Genomic DNA, 18,529 nt, shown 5'->3' with positions numbered 1-18,529 from the left:
CCGGTTACGGACAACATGCAAGAGCGTTTGCGGAATGATGGTCCGGACATCGTGCGCAATGCAACATTCCGCGCCCAAAAGCAAAACGGCGAGCACTTAGCTCGCCGTTTGCCCGTTACCGGAGTGATCCGGCAGCGTTGTCTTGCTTATTGCAGCTTGATCTCGACGTCCACGCCAGCCGGCAGGTCCAGCTTCATCAGCGCGTCGACGGTCTTGTCCGTCGGATCGACGATGTCCATCAGGCGCTGGTGCGTACGGATCTCGAACTGGTCGCGGCTGGTCTTGTTGACGTGCGGCGAACGCAGAACGTCGAAACGCTGGATGCGGGTCGGCAGGGGCACCGGGCCCTTAACGATCGCGCCGGTGCGCTTGGCGGTTTCAACGATTTCAGCGGCCGACTGGTCGATCAGACGATAGTCGAAAGCCTTCAGGCGGATACGGATCTTCTGGTTCTGCATGATGTTTCCTTAAAGAGCATGGCGGCCGGGCCGCCTGTAGATTGAAAGAGCGATGCAACAGGCGATGCGCCGCCCCCTTACGAGGAACAGCGCATCGATCCGCCTTTTACTTCAGGATCTTGGCAACGACGCCAGCACCCACGGTACGGCCGCCTTCACGGATAGCGAAGCGCAGACCTTCTTCCATGGCGATCGGGGCGATCAGCTTGACGGTGATCGACACGTTGTCGCCCGGCATGACCATTTCCTTGCCTTCCGGCAGGGCGATCGAGCCAGTCACGTCCGTCGTACGGAAGTAGAACTGCGGACGGTAGTTGTTGAAGAACGGCGTGTGACGGCCACCTTCGTCCTTCGACAGGATGTAGACCTCGCCCGTGAATTCCGTGTGCGGCTTGATCGAGCCCGGCTTGGCCAGCACTTGGCCGCGCTGGACGTCTTCGCGCTTCGTACCGCGCAGCAGAATACCGACGTTGTCGCCAGCTTGACCTTGGTCGAGCAGCTTGCGGAACATTTCCACGCCCGTGCAGGTCGTCTTGTCGATCTTCGGCTTGTCGCCGTCCATGGCGATACCGACGATTTCGATTTCTTCGCCGACCTTGACGACGCCGCGCTCGATACGGCCGGTCACCACGGTGCCGCGACCCGAGATCGAGAACACGTCTTCCACCGGCATCAGGAACGTGCCGTCAACAGCGCGCTCCGGCGTCGGGATGTAGGTGTCCAGTGCGTCGGCCAGGTTCATGATGGCCACTTCGCCCAGTTCGCCCTTGTCGCCTTCCAGCGCCAGCTTGGCCGAACCCTTGATGATCGGGGTGTCGTCGCCCGGGAAGTCGTACTTCGACAGAAGTTCGCGCACTTCCATCTCGACCAGCTCCAGCAGCTCGGCGTCGTCCACCATGTCGCACTTGTTCAGGAAGACGATGATGTACGGCACACCAACCTGACGGGCCAGCAGGATGTGCTCACGCGTTTGCGGCATCGGGCCGTCAGCGGCCGAGCACACCAGGATGGCGCCGTCCATCTGGGCGGCACCGGTGATCATGTTCTTGACGTAGTCGGCGTGGCCCGGGCAGTCAACGTGCGCGTAGTGACGGTTAGCCGTTTCGTACTCGATGTGCGCGGTGTTGATCGTGATGCCGCGCGCCTTTTCTTCCGGCGCTGCGTCGATTTCGTCGTACTTCTTCGCGGTACCACCGAACTTGCTCGACAGCACGGTTGCGATCGCTGCGGTCAGCGTCGTCTTGCCGTGGTCAACGTGACCAATCGTACCAACGTTCACGTGCGGCTTGGTCCGCTCGAACTTTTCCTTTGCCATGTCAGCTCCTCAATTCGGAATCGGCTAATTACTAGATTTGGATGCGGGCGGCACGCACACGCGCGCCGCCCAAAACACGTGGATTACTTCGTACCCTTGGCAGCCATCACAGCTTCGGCGATGTTCTTCGGTGCCTCAGCGTATTGCTTGAATTCCATGGTGTACGTGGCGCGGCCTTGCGTCTGCGAGCGCAGCGACGTCGAATAACCGAACATTTCCGACAGCGGGACTTCGGCCTTGATGATCTTGCCGCCGCCCACCATGTCGTCCATGCCCTGCACGATGCCGCGGCGGGACGACAAGTCGCCCATCACGGTACCCGTGTAGTCTTCCGGCGTTTCCACTTCCACAGCCATCATCGGCTCGAGCAGAACCGGGGTGGCGCGGCGCATGGCTTCCTTGAAAGCCATCGAGCCGGCCATGCGGAACGCGTTTTCGTTCGAGTCCACGTCGTGGTACGAACCGAACGTCAGCGTGACCTTCACGTCCACCACCGGGAAGCCCGCCAGAATACCGGCCGGCAGCGTGTCGACGATACCCTTCTCCACCGCCGGGATGTATTCGCGAGGAATCACACCGCCCTTGATGGCGTCGACGAATTCGAAGTTCTTGCCAGCCTTCTTCGCCTCGTCATCCGCCGGTTCCAGCGTGATCACAGCGTGACCATACTGACCACGACCGCCGGACTGCTTGACGAACTTGCCTTCGACGTCTTCAACCTTCTTGCGGATGGTTTCGCGGTAGGCAACTTGCGGGGCGCCAATGTTGGCTTCCACGCCGAATTCGCGCTTCATGCGATCGACCAGAATTTCGAGGTGCAGCTCGCCCATACCCGAAATGATGGTCTGGCCCGATTCTTCATCGGTACGCACGCGGAACGACGGATCTTCAGCAGCCAGGCGGTTCAGGGCGATACCCATCTTTTCCTGGTCAGCCTTGGTCTTCGGCTCGACAGCCTGCGAAATCACCGGCTCCGGGAACACCATGCGCTCGAGAATGATCGGAGCGGTCGGATCGCACAGCGTGTCACCCGTGGTAGCGTCCTTCAAACCCACTGCAGCGGCGATGTCGCCTGCCAGCACTTCCTTGATTTCTTCGCGCTGGTTGGCGTGCATCTGCAGAATACGGCCCAGACGCTCCTTCTTCTGCTTCACCGGGTTGTACACGGTGTCGCCCGAGTTGATCTTGCCCGAGTAGACGCGGAAGAAGATCAGCTGACCAACGAACGGGTCGGTCATGATCTTGAACGCCAGCGCCGAGAACTTTTCGTTGTCGTCTGCCTTGCGCTCGAGCTTCTTCTCTTCGTCGTTTTCGTCAATGCCTTGAACCGGCGGAATGTCGACCGGCGACGGCAGGAAATCGATCACGGCGTCGAGCATGCGCTGCACGCCCTTGTTCTTGAACGCGGTGCCGCACAGCATCGGCTGGATTTCGCAGGCGATGGTACGGTCGCGCAGTGCCTTGACGATCTCAGCACGGGTCAGCTCTTCGCCGCCCAGGTACTTTTCCATCAGCTCTTCGCTGGCTTCAGCGGCCGACTCGACCATCTTCTCGCGCCACTCATTGCACGTGTCAACGAGTTCTGCAGGGATGTCGGTGTATTCGAACTTCACGCCTTGGCTGGCTTCGTCCCAAATGATCGCCTTCATTTCCAGCAGATCGACGACGCCTTGGAAACCATCTTCAGCGCCGATGGGCACCACGACGGGCACCGGGTTGGCCTTCAGACGGGTCTTCAGCTGGTCGTAGACCTTGAAGAAATTCGCGCCGGTACGGTCCATCTTGTTGACGAACGCCAGACGCGGCACCTTGTACTTGTTGGCCTGACGCCAGACGGTTTCCGACTGCGGCTGCACGCCACCCACTGCGCAGTACACCATGCACGCGCCGTCCAGCACACGCATGGAACGCTCCACCTCGATGGTGAAGTCCACGTGGCCCGGGGTGTCGATGATGTTGAAGCGGTGCTCGGGGTAGTTGCCGCCCATGCCCTTCCAGAAGGCGGTGGTAGCAGCAGACGTAATGGTGATGCCGCGCTCTTGCTCCTGCTCCATCCAGTCCATGGTGGCAGCGCCATCATGCACTTCACCGATCTTGTGGTTCACACCGGTATAGAACAGGATCCGCTCGGTCGTGGTGGTCTTGCCGGCGTCGATGTGAGCGGAAATACCGATGTTACGGTAGCGCTCAATGGGGGTCTTACGAGCCACGGTTAATCCTCAGATTCGTCAACGGGGCGCCGGCCCGTGGCCAAGCGCCCCTAATACAAATGGGCGAGATGTGCGCACACAGCCCGCCCAGCAACCAACAACGTCTCGCGTCGCTTAGAAGCGGAAGTGCGAGAACGCCTTGTTGGCTTCAGCCATGCGGTGCACTTCGTCGCGCTTCTTCATGGCGCCGCCGCGGCCTTCCGAGGCTTCGAGCAGCTCACCAGCCAGACGCAGGGCCATCGACTTCTCGCTGCGCTTCTTCGCAGCTTCCCGCAGCCAACGCATCGCCAATGCCAGACGACGCGACGGCCGGACTTCGACCGGCACCTGATAGTTGGCGCCACCAACACGACGGCTCTTCACTTCGACCACCGGCTTGATGTTGCCGATAGCCAGCGTGAACACCTCGATAGGCGCCTTGCCTGCTTTCTTCTCGATCTGGTCGAACGCACCGTAGACGATACGCTCAGCCACCGACTTCTTGCCGTCCAGCATCAGGACGTTCATGAACTTGGCGACTTCCACATTGCCGAACTTCGGGTCCGGCAGAATTTCCCGCTTGGGGACTTCACGACGACGTGGCATCTTCTTTCCTTCTCTGTTCAGTTGAGAACCGCTTCGGTTCTCCGGCCACCAACTAGCTTGTCTTCCAACAATCTGAGCCGGGTGACCACTTACTCGACGGTGCCAGTGCGGTCAAAAAACGCACCGTTGTACCGCCTGCTCATGACAAGACCGTGACCGCAAAAGCGGCGCGATCTCACGGACGACTTAGGCCGCCTTCGGACGCTTCGCGCCGTACTTCGAACGCGCTTGCTTACGATCCTTGACGCCTTGCAGGTCAAGGGAGCCGCGCACGATGTGGTAACGCACACCCGGCAAGTCCTTCACACGGCCGCCGCGGATCAGCACGACGCTGTGTTCTTGCAGGTTGTGGCCTTCACCGCCGATGTACGAAATGACTTCGAAACCGTTGGTCAGGCGCACCTTGGCGACCTTACGCAGTGCCGAGTTCGGCTTCTTCGGCGTCGTGGTGTACACGCGGGTGCACACGCCGCGACGCTGCGGGCAGTTCTCAAGTGCCGGGCTCTTGCTCTTCAGCTTTTCCGAGACGCGGGGCTTGCGAACCAGTTGATTGATGGTTGGCATTGTTCAATCCAGCTTGGTTTTTGAAAAATCGCCGGTTCACGTAACGTGAACGCCTCATTTGTGAGGCGGACGGCGCAATCGGGTTTTATGGAAGTGGCGAGCAGAACGCTCTGAAGGGAGGACCTGCGGGAACAGATCAAGACCAAAGAGCGCGAGCCCGTCTGGTTCAGATGTCTTGCACAGCGCTTTGCCGGGCATGGACGCGCGAAACCAGAAGCCAAAAACTCGAATCTGGCACTATAGCGGGCTGTCTTGCAAGCGTCAAGCGCGCCACCAGTCTGGCGACGCGTGAGGAAGGTCAGCAACGGCGCGGTGTGGCGCCAATGGCACGCGGCGCACTCGCCGGCCACACAAAGACGAGGGCAGCCGCCGCCACAAACGCGAGGGCGAGAACGGATACGCCGATCCATCCGCCACCCGCCCACGCCACGCCGGCCAGTCCACCGCCTGCGGCTGCACCAAAGAAGAACGCTCCGGTGTACAAACCATTCACGCGCCCGCGAATCTCCGGTGACAGCGTGTTGACCATGTAGCGGCCGAGCGCCTGGTCGCCGATGGCACCGAAGTCGAGCAGAAGCGCCGCGGCCACCAGCATCGTCAGCATGGCGGGGACGCTTAGGCCTGGCAGCAGGGCCGAAGCCAGCGCTAACAGCAAACCCGTCGCCGCACTGGCATGTGCGAGCAGCGTGCCCACGCGCACCAAGCCGCGATCCGCCAATCGTCCGGCAATCGGCGCGGCCACAACACCAGCCGCGCCGCACAGCGCGAAGATGCCGATGCCGTTTTGCGAAAGATGGAACGGCGCTGCCGCCAACCGCAGGGCCACAGCGGTCCAAAACAGCGTAAACGCCGCCATCAGCAAGGCCTGGGTGGCGGCGCGGCGGCGCAACAACGGTTCGCTACGCAGCAGACGACCGTACGAGCCCAGCAGCGCGCCGTACGACAGCGTGCGCGGTGGCACGAAGGTCGGCATCACGCGCGGCAGGAAGACGGCCAGCACGGCAATCGCCACCGCCGATGCGCCGTAGAACGCTCGCCAGCCCCACTGCGCCGCAATCAGGCTGGCCGCCGGGCGCGACAGCAGAATACCCAGGTTCAGGCCGATCATGATGTCGCCGAGCACGCGCCCGCGCCGGTGGTCGGCGGCCAGGCGGCCCGCCAGCGCAATCAGCATCTGAATGACAGTCGACGTGAGGCCGATGGCAAAGGCGGCGAGCATCAGCACCTGGCCACTGTGCGCGACGGTGGTCAGCGCCAGCGAAGCCACCGCGCCCCACAGCGTGCGCGAGGCGAGCGCGCGGTTGTCCTGCAGATCGGTCAGCGGCATCAGCAGCAACAGGCCAATGCCGTAGCCGATGAGCGTCGCGGTGACGAGCAGCCCGGTGGCGGCCGTGGTCCAGCCGATGCTCGCGGCGATCTCGGCAACGAGCGGCTGGATGCCGAACAGGTTGATGACGATGAGCCCGACGGCGGCGGCAAACAACGGTGTGGCACTGCGGGGCAGCCGGTCGGCGGCTGGCGGGTTGGAAACGGCAACGGCAGGAGCTTCGGTAGTCATGATGAACAGGACATAGGATCGGAGCACCCATCGTAGCCAGCCGATTCGCGCAGATTAAGGTAGCCTCTGGCGCAATATTGTTTCCACAGGCGCGCAAATATGGACCGACTCTCTGACGTGGCGATCTTCGTGCAGGTAGTGGAACGCGGCAGCTTGTCGGCGGCGGCGGATGCGATGGGTATGTCCCGCGGTGTGATCAGCAAGGCGCTGGCGCGACTGGAGGCTCGGTTGCAGACGCGCCTGCTGCAACGAACAACGCGGCGCCTGTCGCTCACCGAAGCGGGCGCGGCGTTCTTCGAGAAAAGCCGCGAGGGCCTGGCGCTCGTCGATGCGGCAGAGCAGGCCGTGACCGCCTTACGCGACGAGGCGCGCGGCACGCTGCGGGTGTCCGCGCCGGCCTCGTTTGCGGTGACATTGCTGGCGCCGCTGCTGGGCGCATTCCAGGCGCGCTACCCCGCCGTGCAGATCGATCTGGACATGAACGACCGCTACGCCGATCTTGTCGCTGGGCGCATCGACGTGGCGATCCGCATCGGCATGCTGGAGGATTCTTCGCTGGTGGCGCGGCGGCTGGCGAGTTGCGCGCACGCCATCTACGGGGCGCCGTCGTATTTTCGCGAGCGGGGCATTCCGCAATCGCCGGAGGATTTGCGCGACCACAACTGCCTCGTCTACGCCAACTACGACGGGCCGCACGACTGGGTGCTGACGGACGCCGCCGGCCAACGCCACATCGCCCATGTGAATGGTTCGATGCTGGCCAACAACAGCCTCGTGCTGCGAGAGGCGGCACGTTCAGGGTTGGGGGTATCGCTCGGGCCAGCGTATCTGGTGCGCGACGATATTGCGGCCGGCCGCTTGCAGGCGGTGCTGACGAACTACGCCGCGCGGGAGGTGCCGCTGCACGCCGTCTTCACGCAGCGTGTGCACCTGCTGCCGAAGGTACGGGCGTTTGTCGATTTTTTGGGTGACCACATCCGCAGCACCGGCGTGATGGGTCCATTGCCGCCGTCCGCTTAAGCCTGCTCGCGGCATTTCTCCAGCACGTCGAGCAGCGCCTGGCCGTAGCGGTCCAGCTTTGCCATGCCAATGCCCGGCAGCTCGCCGAGCGCCTCGCGCGAATCCGGATCGGTCTCGGCAATGCGCGCGAGTGTGGCGTCGTGGAAGATCACATAGGCGGGCACGCTGTGCTCACGCGCGGCCTGCGTCCGCCAGGCACGCAACGCCTGCCAGCGGACCTGCGCCTCCGAGGAAAGCTCGGCGGCCGGATCGGCGCGACGCTCCTTCTTCGTCGACGATGAGGACGAGCCACGCACCTTCTCGGCCTGACGTCGCAGGATCACCGACTGCGCGCCCTTGAGCACGGGGCGCGCCGCGTCGGTCAGGATCAGCGCGCCGTGGCCGCCGTGATCCACCGCGAACAAGCCCTGCGCGACCAACTGTCGGAACACGCCGCGCCACGCGGCTTCGGACAGATCGCTGCCGATGCCGAAGGTGGAGAGCGTCTCGTGGTGCCACTGTTTGATGCGCTCGGTCGCATTGCCGCGCAGGATATCGATGAGCTGGCCAGCGCCAAAGCTCACGCGACTGGCCTGCTGCACGCGGTATGCGCAGGACAGCGCCATCTGCGCCTCGCGCGTGGCGTCCCAGGTTTGCGGCGGAGTCAGGCACGTATCGCAGTTGCCGCACGGCTGGCTGCTTTCACCAAAGTACGCAAGCAGGGCCACACGGCGGCAGCTTGCGGCTTCGCACAGGCCGAGCAGCGCTTCGAGCTTGGCGGTTGATACGCGCTTGTGCGCATCGTCCGCATCAGACTCGTCGATCATGCGGCGCTGCTGCACCACGTCGGCCAGTCCATACGCCATCCACGCGTTGGCCGGCATGCCGTCGCGACCTGCGCGACCGGTTTCCTGGTAATAGCCTTCCAGGCTCTTGGGCAAATCCAGATGCGCAACGAAACGCACGTCGGGCTTGTCGATGCCCATGCCAAAGGCGATGGTCGCCACCATCACGACGCCCTCCTCCTTGCGGAAAATCGCCTGATGGCGGGCGCGCACTTCAGAGTCCATCCCGGCGTGATACGGCAGCGCGCGGATGCCCTGCTCGGCCAGCCACTGCGCGGTCTCCTCCACCTTCTTGCGCGACAGGCAGTAGACGATGCCGGCGTCGCAGGTGTCGCCATCCATGTGCTCGGCGCGGATGAAGCGCAGCAACTGCTGACGCGCGCTGTCCTTCTCGACGATGGTGTAGCGGATGTTCGGACGGTCGAAGCTGGAGAGGAAGACGCGCGCGTCCGTCAACGCCAGCCGCTCAACGATCTCGTCGCGCGTGACGGCATCGGCCGTGGCGGTGAGCGCAACGCGAGGCACGTGCGGGAAACGCTCGTGCAGCACCGAGAGCTGGATATACTCCGGCCGGAAATCGTGCCCCCATTGCGACACGCAGTGCGCTTCGTCGATGGCAAACAGGCCGATGCGCGATCGCTCAAGCAAGTCGAGGAAGCGCGGCGTCATCAACCGTTCGGGCGCGACGTAGACGAGATCCAGCCGCCCCGCAGCCAGGTCTCGCTCGACCTGGGCGGCCTCGGCGCCCGTCAGCGCGGAGTTGAGGTATGCAGCGCGCACGCCGGCCTCTTCCAACGCGGCCACCTGATCCTGCATCAGCGCGATCAGCGGCGAAACCACAATGCCTGCGCCCTGCCCGCGCCGGTGCCGCACGAGCGCCGGGATCTGATAGCAGAGCGATTTGCCGCCGCCGGTAGGCATCAGCACGAGGCAATCGCCGCCGTCCGCCACATGGGTGACGATTTCCGCCTGTGGGCCGCGGAAAGCGCTGTAGCCGAACACATCGTGCAGCACCGCATGCGTGGCGGCGGCGGTGTCTTCGGGCAGCGCCTGCAGCGCGTGGTCTATGGCGGGAGAGTCGTACATCGGGGCGGCGGGTGCGCGCGGTGTCACGCGCGGGCTGGGCGAAACCGCTATTGTGACAAACCCCGCCGAGGGGTGGTCAATCAGGACACTCGGATTGTGGGCAACGCTGCGGTTAAACCTTACGTGCAACGATGCGATGGATCGTCCGTCCCGACGACTGGCTGACAGCCGCCTCGTCAAAGACCAGTTCGGTGCCGGCCAGCGCCTGGCGCACGGGCGTCGCATCGAACGACGTGAACAGCCGGCCGCGCCCATCGCGCTGGTCGGCGTCCGGCGTGACGCGCCAGCTCAGGTACAGCGTGCCATCCGAGCGCAGCAACGACACCAGGCGCTCCACCGACGCGCCAATCTGCTCGGGCGGCAAATGCATGATGACGGTCTCGCAGAGGACGTTGTCGAACGCGCCTTCGGCAATACCGACCAACTCGGGCAGCAGCGCCTGCCGGAAAGACAGCCCTGGATACTGCTCGCGCGCCGCTTCCAGCAGCCCGGCGGACGCGTCGTAGCCGACGGCCGGATAACCGTTAGCGTTGAGCCACGCCACCTCGCGCCCTGCGCCACAGCCGATGTCGGCGGTGGCGCCGCCCGCCTTGAACTCGCGGCGCAGCAACGCGTACAGGTCTTCAGGCGCGGGCTGCTCGCGCCACTCCTGCGCGAAGGTCTCGGCTAGGGTGTCGTAGACGGCAACGGTCTGCGTATCCATGGCGACTCCGAAATCGTGTGGGCTACTTCATCGTGAAACTGCGTAACAGCGTCAGATCGCCGGCTTTGCGCATCGGCACGACAAACGTCTGCTGGCGCTCGGATGGCGTGTTCTCGTCGGTGATGATGGTGACGGTGGCGGTCGTGATCGCGCTGCGGTCATTGCCGCTGCCGTAGTAATTCACGTAGACGAGATACGTGCCGGGCACGGGGGCCGGGTTCGAATAGATCTCCGGACCATAGCCGGTCGTCACGTCCACGTCGAGCGCGCCGCCGTTTTCGACCACGCGGTTGCCGTACCACGCGTGCTGCCCATCGGGCGAAATGACGTGCAAGTCGAGATCGGTGCCGTCGGTGTCCCACGACAGGACCACGCGCAAACGCGGACGCTGCTTGCCGGAGTAGCTGTCGTAGAACTGCACGCGCTTGGCGTCGCCGCGCGCGCTGCGCACCTCGACGCTGTTGCTGCCCGCGCCAAATGCATACGGGCGCGAGAACGTACCGTCGGCCTCGATGCGCTGCGGCATGGCCACGCCGTTGACGATCAGCGTGCCCACCGACGAGCCATCGGCTCCGCGACGGCGGCGCGGCTTGCTTTCGTCCGCTGCTGCGGCAGTCTTCGGCTGATTGCGGATGCGCCCCGCAATGATCGACGCGATGCCCTGCCCTTGCGGCGTCGACACCGACACCGCCGGGTAATGCACGTCCTGCGTGTAGCGGGATTCGTCGCCCGCCGAATTGCGCCAGCCGTTGAGCGGCGCGGTGATCTCGATATTCCCGGCGTCGGTTTGCGCAAGCACGCCGCCGGCGGCCACAGACGCGGCAAGCGCGATGGCAACGGCAAGACGGAAAGTGGAAGGCATCATGTGCGTCACGTCAGAAGCGGATCGATTTCATCAGCGCCAGCTCGCCGATCTTGCGCAGCGGCACGCTGACAAACTCGCGCCGCTCGTTGGGCGTGTTCTCGTTATAGATCAGCGTCAGTTGCGCGGTGATGAGATCGCGATCGTGCGCCTTTTCGTCGAAGTTGTAGCCGCCGGCGTTGAAGTTGCCCCAGTAGTTCACATAGAACAACCACACGCCCGGACGCGGCGCGGCAGTCGAGAAAATCTCCGGCCCGGCACCGTCAACGCTGTCCACGTCGAGGCCGCCACCGTCGGACAGCAGCGGCTGCGCCCAGAACGCGTGATCGCCAATCGGCGAAATGACGTGCATGTCGACCTCGGCGCGCGGGTCGTCCCACGTGAGGATGGCGCGCAGCTTGGCCGACGTCTTGGTGGTGTCGGCCTCGTAAAACTGCAGGCGCTGGCGCGACTGGCCGTCGGGGCTCACGATTTCGACGCTGTTCGAGCCGGGGCCGAACGCCCAGGGGCGCGCGAAGCGGCCTTCGCCATCCCCATACAGCGGCATGGCGTTGCCGTTGACAACGAGCACCGGCGGGCGACGCTGCTTGCCAGCCGCGCGGATGCGCCCGGCGATGAGCGTGCGGTATTTTTGCGCACCACGGTCCACGGGCGGTTTCGGATACGCCGCGGTGTATTGCTCCAGCTCGTTGGTCAGCTTGCTGTTGCGCCAGCCGCCGATGGGTCCTTCCAGATCGGCCACAGGCTCAGCCAGCGCCGAAGCGGCCAGCAGCAGCACAGCGGCCCCCAGCGCCAAGCGCGTCATCCCACTCTTCACAGCAAACCCTCCCCTCGGATCAGGCGACGCGCCATCGCCTCGACAAACTGTTCGTCCTGCCCACGCGGGTGCCGCGCAAAGGCCAGATGCAAATATTCGTGCGTCAGCGCGATGCGGTCTTCCTCGGTGGCAAGCCGGTGCACGTAGAGCCGGTTGCGGCGCGCATCGGCGTACGGCCGGCCCTCTTGTACGACGCACACCGCGGGCAGCGGCGGTGTCTCATAACCGGGCTCGGCACTCAGGCGCGCGGACCAACGCAGTGCGTGCGCCTGCAGCCACTGCTGTGCGCCTGCCACCGGCGAACAATCCCCCGCCACCGGGCTCTGGAACGACGTGAGCGTTGCCTGCGGCCACCACTGCGCGAGGATGGCATCAAACCCCTGACCGCGCTGTGCGGCGGCACGCGCAGCGGTCCAGCTCATCTGGCCGCGCGCGCTGATGGTGCCGTGGTACTGCACGGACTGGCCGGTCAGGACCAGCGTGTCGGTAAATTCGGCGGCGTTGCGTGCAGCGGCCAGCGGCGGGCGCGGCAGCACGCGCTGCGTGCGCGAGCTGTCGGCGATGCGGTAGCAGCCCTTGTCGCGCGAGGCGTGCTGCACAAGGTAGCTGCGCGCCGCCACGGCCAACGCACGCGCGGCCTGTGGCTCGGCAAGTTCGCCTTCGCGCTCGACCACGCGCGCCACGTAATCGTTCATGCCCAGGCGGCCCGTGATGACCGGCGTGTTGTTCTGGCGTGCGAGCGTCAACTCGCCTTTGCTTTGGATTGGCAGGGTGTTGCCGTTGGCGAAGCGCACGGCGTAGCGGCCTTCGAGACGCCCGGGGGCAACCGGTTTGCCGCTGCCATCGCGCACCTCGCGAATCGGGTAACGCGCGAAGAAGTCCACCGCGACGCAGGCATCATCGTCGGGCACGGGCGTCTGCTCGATCAACGGCGTGAGGCGCGGTGCGGCGGCGGCCAGCACCTGGTTGCTCGACCCAGCGCCGCCCAACCAGACGGGCGTGCCATCGGCCAACCAGCCAGCCGCGCCGCCAATCGACGCGCCGGGGCGCTGCGGGTCTGGCATCGTCCACGTCTTGGCACGCAGCAGGCCGCCGAAATCCGATACCGTGCCCTCGCCGCGCCCGACGGTCAGCACGGAGACGAGCGTCTGCGCGGCAGTCTCGCGACCATCGGCCGGGACGGACCGCAACGCGGTGAGCAGATCGGCGACCGGCACGCGATGCGTCGGTTGCATGGCACGCAGGTCGCGCAGCCATGCGGGCGATCCGGCTTGCTGCCAGAAGCGGCGCCAATCCGCGCGATCCAGGCCCAGACGTGCGGGTTCGAAATAGCGTCCGCACGATTGGATGAGCGCGCGCTCACGGTCGATGCTGTTGCCGGCAGTGCAGCAGTAGACTTCCTCGGCGTCGTTGCCGTGGCACGTGTAGTCGGGCGTGTTGATGCGGCGAGAGACGAGGTAGCTGTAGACGAAGAGCTTCCAGACGCTGCCGAGCGACGTTTCGGCGTCGCGCGGCAACACGGTGGCTTGCGGCACGCCGCCGGCCGGGTCAGCGCTGAATTGCCAGAGCCTGGCTTCATCGCCTTGCAAAGCGGCATATCGCAGTTGCGGAAGGGGCTGGCCAACCGGCGCGGCGGTGGCGTGCCCAGCCTGCCCGGCAAGCGCGCAGGCGCTGGCAGCCCAGAACAGGCCGGTCAGCACACCACGCGCGAGCAGGCGGGAGCGCATCGCCAGATCACTCCACCTTGAACGGATAGCTAGCCGTCTTGCCGTCGCCCTGGAACGCCTTCGCTTCCGGCTGGTACATGCGGAAGTAGCGCACCGGCGGCAGCGCAAAGCGGCCCGGCAGCGAGAAGCGCACAAGCTGGCGCAGCACGGTCGGGCGCTCCAGCGCGGGCACCGGCTGGTTGTACGAGAGCTGACCCATTTCATACGCGGCCTTGCGCTCGAACGCCTGCGCGCCGTTGCCTTCGTTCGGCTCGCCCTTCAGGCCGTCGATCTGGATGCCCCAGGTGGTGGCTTCCACTTCGGCACCCGGCGGCAGCGGCACTTCGACCAGGCCGTAGCGGTACGTGCCTTGGCGCGGCGTCAGCACCACCTCGTCAACGTAGAGGGCGTTGCTGTCGAGCGTGTCGCCTGGCTTGACGGGCTTGGCGGTAAAGGCAATGCCGCTGCTGGTAGCGTCGGCAGCCGGCTGCTTGGGCGCCTTCGGATCGGCCTTGGCGGGCGCGCTGTCGATCGGCTCAAGACGGTACAACTTGCGCTCCACCGTGATCGGCAGCTTGGAGGCCTCGGCCGCGCGGCTGCGGTACGACACGACGGCCGATTGCGTGGTCACGTCGGTCGGAGCCGCCGTCAGGTCCAGCGCGGCGGGCACTTGCGCGCCGGTCCAGCGCCACGTCGGCACACCCACCGGCGAGCGCGTCGCCTGCCAGCCGCCGGCCGAAACGGCCGGCTGGACGGTGGCAGCGCTCGCGCCCTGCAGGCCGCCCAACCCCTTCTGCAGCCAGGCCAGCGCGACAGCGCGATCCATCGTCGGCATGGCGGCACTCGCGCGGGCCAGCAACGGCGCCGGGTCGGCAGCCGAGCGGCCACCGCCCATCAGCAACAGGCTCTGCACCAGCGGCGAGTTGTTGGCAGCGAGCGCGTTGCGTGCAGCAATGTCGGCGGAGACCAGCGCTTCCGGCACCGGCTGACCGATTTGGCGCATCAGTTGTGCCGTCAGCACCGTCGCAACCTGACGGCCACGCGTGGAATCCGGTGCCACGAAGATCAGGCTGTCGCCCCCTGCAGGATCGGCATCGGCCGGGGCTTTGGCCGCCTTGCCGCCACTAGGCGCAAGCTCGCTGGCCACCCCCGACAGCGGCGTTGCCACCGGCAGGCCCATCTCGTTGGCAAACCACAGCGCGAGCGCGCGATGCAGCAGCGGCTCGTTCTGACTGGTGCGCTTGTAGGCTTCGAGCACCTGCTTCCAGTTGTCTGCCGGCAGGCTGATGCCGACCGAGCGGCTGGCGAGCCAATCCGCGTAATACGCATACGACGTGATCAGCGCGCTGCTGGTCGTCAGCTCGCCCCACCAGCCGAAGGTGCCGTTGGTGCCGGCCAGCAGTGCCAGACGCTGGCGCTGCGTGCGCAGCAGCGCGTCGACGCCTTGCGTGCCTGCGGGGCCACCGTCACCCAGACGCGTGCCGGTGGCAGCCAGACTCTGCTGGGCAAGCGCCAGCGGGATCAAGCGGCTGGCGGTCTGCTCGGCGCAGCCGTACGGATACTCGATCAGGTCATCCGCCACGCGGGCGAACTGGCTGGCCGTGTTACCGACCACGCGCAGGCGCACGTCGCGCGCATCAGCCGGCAGCCCAAGCGGCAGGCGCGTGCCCTGCAACTGCGTGAGCGGGACGACGGTTTCACGGTCGGCCAGCCAACCCGTTGCATCCAGCTTGAGCGTGGTTTGCAGGCGGTCCGAAACCTTGTCGTCCTGCTTCAGCTCGGCATTCACGACACCCGCCTGCAGCGCCGTGACGGGCGCGCGCAGGTAATTGGCACCGCGCTTGAGCGTCACGCGCTGGTTGATGTTCAAGCCTGCGCCCGAGACGATCCAGTCGGCGGTGATGTCCTTGTCGGTCTGGTTGAAGGCGACCATGTCCAGACGCGGCTGATCGCTTTCGCGGAAGCGTTGCGGGCCGGTCCACTTCAGGTAGAGCGGCTTGTCGGAGCGGATGCTCGCGGTGCGCTGGCCGACGATGCCGTCCGATGCGCCCGTGGTGGACACCGCGCGCACGGTAATGCGCCAGCGCGCCAGCGAATCCGGCATCTTGAACGTCATGCGGGCACGGCCATCGGCGCCGGTCTGCAGGTTGGCGACCCAGGCGGCGGTGTCCTGTTCGTCGCGGCGGGGCCGCTCCAGCACCTTCACGCCGCGCTCGTTGTGGCGGCCATACGTGCCACCCGGTTTGCCCGGCAGCGAGGCGAGCGCCAGGTCATAGCTGATGAAGCTCTGGCTCGATGTGGTGCGCACGCTGTTGCGGCGCGGGTGATAGAAGAAGTCGACGATGCTGGGCGCCACTTCTGGCTGCAGCACGTAGATCATTTCGTCGACCACCGAGACGGTCAGGTTGGCCGGCACGGGCTTGCCCGCCAGCGCGCTGGTCAGGTCCAGCGTAACGGTCTCGCCCGGAGCGTAGACGGCCTTGTCGGCATGCACGTCCAAGTCCAGCGTCGGTTGCGTGACGACGATGCCGGCGTTCTGGAACACCATGTCGCCGTCGCGCACGTACAGCACCGAGAACGTCATGTTGGGCGCGAACTCAGCGCCGATTTTGATGCGCGCGCGGTATTGCGACGGCGTGACCTTCTGCAGGCTCAGCCATTCGCCGCCGCGCGTGAGCAACGCATGGCGCTCGACCTTGTCGCGCTCCAGCGTAAGCAACGCGTCGTCCACCGGTTGCGGGAACGTGATCAGCGCTTCGGCCGTGTCGCCAATCTGATAGCGGTCGCGGTCGAACACCATTTCGATGTTGCCCGGCACGGTCTGCACGCCATCGCCAGCCACCCAGTGGCTCGATGCGGCAAGCAGGTTGCCGGCAGCATCGCGCACCGACAGCGTGTACGAGCCCGGTTGGTCAAACTTGACCGGGAACGTGGCGTTGCCCTTGGCATCCGGCGCGAGCGTGCCTTCGGTGCGCGTGCGCGTTTCCAGGCGCACCAGATCCCACTTGGCGGGCGGGGCGCTTGCACCGCTTGTGCCACCGACAACCGGCATCGGCGTGAGCGTGAACGAGACGTTCTGCCCCGGCGTGGTGAAGTTCGACGTGGTCGACAGCTTGTACGGCGTGGCGCCACGTGCGATCAGCAATTCGCGCGTGACCTTCACGCGATACGCCGCACCGTCGTTGGCGAACACGGTCACGACGTAGCGGCTCGGCTCCTTGGCGGCGGGCAGTTCCAGCTTGGCGTTGCCGTCCCCATCGGTGGTCAGCTCCTGCTGTTCGAGCTTGACGGGGAACAGGCCCGCGTAACGCAGCTCGCCCTCCACCATCGTCACCTGTTGCGCGCGCAGGCTGACCGATACCTTGCCGTTCTTGACCGGCTTGCCATCCGGATAGCGCAGGCTGATCTTGCCCTTGACCGCTTCGCCCGTGCCGTAGCTCGCCTTGTCCAGCGACAGGTTCACGTCAAAGTGCGGCTTGATGTATTCGGCCACGCGGAAAGCGCCGCCATAGGTGCCGCCGTTGTAATCGAAGCGCAGTGAGTAGCCGCCGGCCGGTGCGTTGGACGGCAGCGTAAAGCGCGCGTCCGCCCCGGTCTCACCCGCCAGACGCGTGGTGGACGTGGCTACCGGCGCGCCATTCGGGTCGAGCACTTGCAGCTTGATGTCGCCGGCAGCCGGCACAGTCGATTCGGTCGCGTTCTTGAAGTTGCGGCCGATGAACTTGACGTTCACTTCGTCGCCCGGGCGATACAACGGACGATCAGTGAAGGCGTACAGCTTGGTGTTGTAGATCTCGCTGTCGTAATAGAAATTCTCGGAGATGAACACGCCGCCCGCGCGGTCGTTGCCGATCACGTAGCTGCGTTCGGGCGAGACGTGGCGCAGGTCGGCCGTGCCGTCCGCCTCGGTGGTGCCGGAGGCGAGCACGCCCACACCGTCGGTCCAGCTCACCGACGCGCCGGCAACGGGCTTACCGCTCTTGCGCTCGGCCGTCCACACCATCATCCCTTGCGAGGTGCCCTTGGTAACGGCCACGGTGTCCGACACGAACAGCAGCGTGTGCGCACGGTACGCGCCAATCACTGCTTCAACGATGTACAAACCCGCCGGCAGCTTGCCGACCGGAATCATCACGTTGCCGGCGTTCTGCGGCATCCATTCGCTGCTGCTGCCCTCGAGCTTTACGTCCTTGGGCGGTGCGATGGGCTTGGCATCCCAGATCGGGTAGCGGAAGCGGCCCAGCAATTCATAACCCTTGAGCGGTGCGTACTGCGGGTTGTTCGAGAAGCGCGTGGGCGCGGTCATCTGATCGCCCATGCTGAACTGCGGTGCGGTCTCCACGGCCTTGCTGCGCGTGGCGAACGACAGCACGCGTTGCCAGGCGCGGCGGGCTTGGCGCGTCCAGTTGTCCCACAAATAGGCGAGCGTGTTGGCCAGGCCTTCACCCGTGTAGTTGGCCTTGACGTCGATGCGGTGCAGGTTCTTCTGCGCCTTCAGAAATTCCAGCGGCTGCGGCACACGGTAGACGAGGATGTCGGCACCGCCGTAGCGGGACAGTTCGTCCTTGTACTCGCGGCCCGGCGCTTCAAGGCGGACCATCGCTTCCTGATCGGTGCCGTAGCTCGCATCAGACAACAGAAAGAATGGCTGCCCCTTGAACGGCTCATAGCCGCTGCCCGGCACGTCGGCGAGCGTGGGGTTGGGCTTCTCCGGCGCATCGGCCGCGTGCGCTGCCGGTACCGAAGCGACCAACGCCAGCACCGTCAGGCAGACGGTGGCAACGAGATTGAACGACAGCCAACGGTTGCGCATGAGTTTTT

At 65.2% G+C, this 18,529-nt stretch carries 13 protein-coding genes; 1 reads left to right on the top strand and 12 read right to left on the bottom strand.

Annotated elements, in window-relative coordinates; all coding sequences use genetic code 11:
• Window positions 1-146: 146 nt before the first annotated feature.
• The 6 genes from rpsJ to M1D44_RS00125 all read right to left on the bottom strand — a co-directional run bounded on the left by rpsJ (window position 147) and on the right by M1D44_RS00125 (window position 6,690).
• Window positions 147-458, bottom strand: a complete 312-nt coding sequence (gene rpsJ, locus M1D44_RS00150; RefSeq protein WP_004634473.1) for a 30S ribosomal protein S10 — start codon at window positions 456-458, stop codon at window positions 147-149.
• Between the two features lie 106 nt (window positions 459-564).
• Window positions 565-1,773, bottom strand: coding sequence for an elongation factor Tu (gene tuf / locus M1D44_RS00145; RefSeq protein ID WP_024977884.1), 1,209 nt, complete (start codon window positions 1,771-1,773; stop codon window positions 565-567).
• A gap of 83 nt (window positions 1,774-1,856) precedes the next feature.
• Window positions 1,857-3,983 carry an elongation factor G gene (gene fusA, locus M1D44_RS00140; RefSeq protein WP_024977885.1) on the bottom strand — a complete coding sequence of 709 codons (2,127 nt, stop codon included), beginning with the start codon at window positions 3,981-3,983 and terminating at the stop codon, window positions 1,857-1,859.
• A gap of 114 nt (window positions 3,984-4,097) precedes the next feature.
• Window positions 4,098-4,568 carry a 30S ribosomal protein S7 gene (gene rpsG / locus M1D44_RS00135; protein ID WP_004634470.1) on the bottom strand — a complete coding sequence of 157 codons (471 nt, stop codon included), beginning with the start codon at window positions 4,566-4,568 and terminating at the stop codon, window positions 4,098-4,100.
• Window positions 4,569-4,754: 186 nt separating this feature from the next.
• Window positions 4,755-5,132, bottom strand: a complete 378-nt coding sequence (gene rpsL / locus M1D44_RS00130) for a 30S ribosomal protein S12 (protein WP_003265519.1) — start codon at window positions 5,130-5,132, stop codon at window positions 4,755-4,757.
• A 298-nt stretch (window positions 5,133-5,430) separates the two neighbouring features.
• The gene (locus M1D44_RS00125) at window positions 5,431-6,690 is read right to left on the bottom strand and encodes an MFS transporter (protein WP_112186828.1); all 1,260 of its coding nucleotides are present in this window, start codon (window positions 6,688-6,690) and stop codon (window positions 5,431-5,433) included.
• Window positions 6,691-6,789: 99 nt separating this feature from the next.
• On the opposite strand from M1D44_RS00125, the gene M1D44_RS00120 reads away from it, so the two are divergent.
• Window positions 6,790-7,710, top strand: a complete 921-nt coding sequence (locus M1D44_RS00120; protein ID WP_024977887.1) for a LysR family transcriptional regulator — start codon at window positions 6,790-6,792, stop codon at window positions 7,708-7,710.
• On the opposite strand, the gene recQ is transcribed toward M1D44_RS00120, so the two are convergent.
• The 6 genes from recQ to M1D44_RS00090 form a co-directional block, all read right to left on the bottom strand.
• Window positions 7,707-9,620, bottom strand: coding sequence for a DNA helicase RecQ (recQ, locus tag M1D44_RS00115; RefSeq protein ID WP_112186826.1), 1,914 nt, complete (start codon window positions 9,618-9,620; stop codon window positions 7,707-7,709). The two genes, M1D44_RS00120 and recQ, sit on opposite strands and share 4 nt — an antisense overlap.
• A gap of 112 nt (window positions 9,621-9,732) precedes the next feature.
• Complete coding sequence (locus tag M1D44_RS00110; RefSeq protein WP_024977889.1) at window positions 9,733-10,323, bottom strand: class I SAM-dependent methyltransferase; 591 nt, start codon at window positions 10,321-10,323, stop codon at window positions 9,733-9,735.
• Between the two features lie 22 nt (window positions 10,324-10,345).
• Window positions 10,346-11,188 (bottom strand): YfaP family protein, encoded by an 843-nt coding sequence (locus M1D44_RS00105; RefSeq protein WP_316854349.1) that lies wholly within the window; start codon window positions 11,186-11,188, stop codon window positions 10,346-10,348.
• 10 nt (window positions 11,189-11,198) lie between these two features.
• Entirely contained in the window at window positions 11,199-11,990 is a 792-nt protein-coding gene (locus M1D44_RS00100; protein WP_239498028.1) for a YfaP family protein, read from the bottom strand.
• 8 nt (window positions 11,991-11,998) lie between these two features.
• Entirely contained in the window at window positions 11,999-13,729 is a 1,731-nt protein-coding gene (locus M1D44_RS00095) for a DUF2300 domain-containing protein (RefSeq protein ID WP_316854350.1), read from the bottom strand.
• A gap of 7 nt (window positions 13,730-13,736) precedes the next feature.
• The gene (locus M1D44_RS00090; protein ID WP_316854351.1) at window positions 13,737-18,521 is read right to left on the bottom strand and encodes an alpha-2-macroglobulin family protein; all 4,785 of its coding nucleotides are present in this window, start codon (window positions 18,519-18,521) and stop codon (window positions 13,737-13,739) included.
• Window positions 18,522-18,529: the final 8 nt, after the last annotated feature.

It is taken from the genome of Ralstonia sp. SA306 (assembly GCF_054792405.1).
This window is presented reverse-complemented; position numbering and strand designations above follow the sequence as displayed.

Bases quoted from the DNA above. Each gene is read 5' to 3' on its own strand.
- M1D44_RS00100 (WP_239498028.1), bottom strand. From the start codon at position 11,990: ATGACGCGCTTGGCGCTGGGGGCCGCTGTGCTGCTGCTGGCCGCTTCG.
- M1D44_RS00120 (WP_024977887.1), top strand. From the start codon at position 6,790: ATGGACCGACTCTCTGACGTGGCGATCTTCGTGCAGGTAGTGGAACGC.
- recQ (WP_112186826.1), bottom strand. From the start codon at position 9,620: ATGTACGACTCTCCCGCCATAGACCACGCGCTGCAGGCGCTGCCCGAA.
- M1D44_RS00105 (WP_316854349.1), bottom strand. From the start codon at position 11,188: ATGATGCCTTCCACTTTCCGTCTTGCCGTTGCCATCGCGCTTGCCGCG.
- M1D44_RS00110 (WP_024977889.1), bottom strand. From the start codon at position 10,323: ATGGATACGCAGACCGTTGCCGTCTACGACACCCTAGCCGAGACCTTC.
- rpsJ (WP_004634473.1), bottom strand. From the start codon at position 458: ATGCAGAACCAGAAGATCCGTATCCGCCTGAAGGCTTTCGACTATCGT.
- rpsL (WP_003265519.1), bottom strand. From the start codon at position 5,132: ATGCCAACCATCAATCAACTGGTTCGCAAGCCCCGCGTCTCGGAAAAG.
- M1D44_RS00125 (WP_112186828.1), bottom strand. From the start codon at position 6,690: ATGACTACCGAAGCTCCTGCCGTTGCCGTTTCCAACCCGCCAGCCGCC.
- rpsG (WP_004634470.1), bottom strand. From the start codon at position 4,568: ATGCCACGTCGTCGTGAAGTCCCCAAGCGGGAAATTCTGCCGGACCCG.
- M1D44_RS00095 (WP_316854350.1), bottom strand. From the start codon at position 13,729: ATGCGCTCCCGCCTGCTCGCGCGTGGTGTGCTGACCGGCCTGTTCTGG.
- M1D44_RS00090 (WP_316854351.1), bottom strand. From the start codon at position 18,521: ATGCGCAACCGTTGGCTGTCGTTCAATCTCGTTGCCACCGTCTGCCTG.
- tuf (WP_024977884.1), bottom strand. From the start codon at position 1,773: ATGGCAAAGGAAAAGTTCGAGCGGACCAAGCCGCACGTGAACGTTGGT.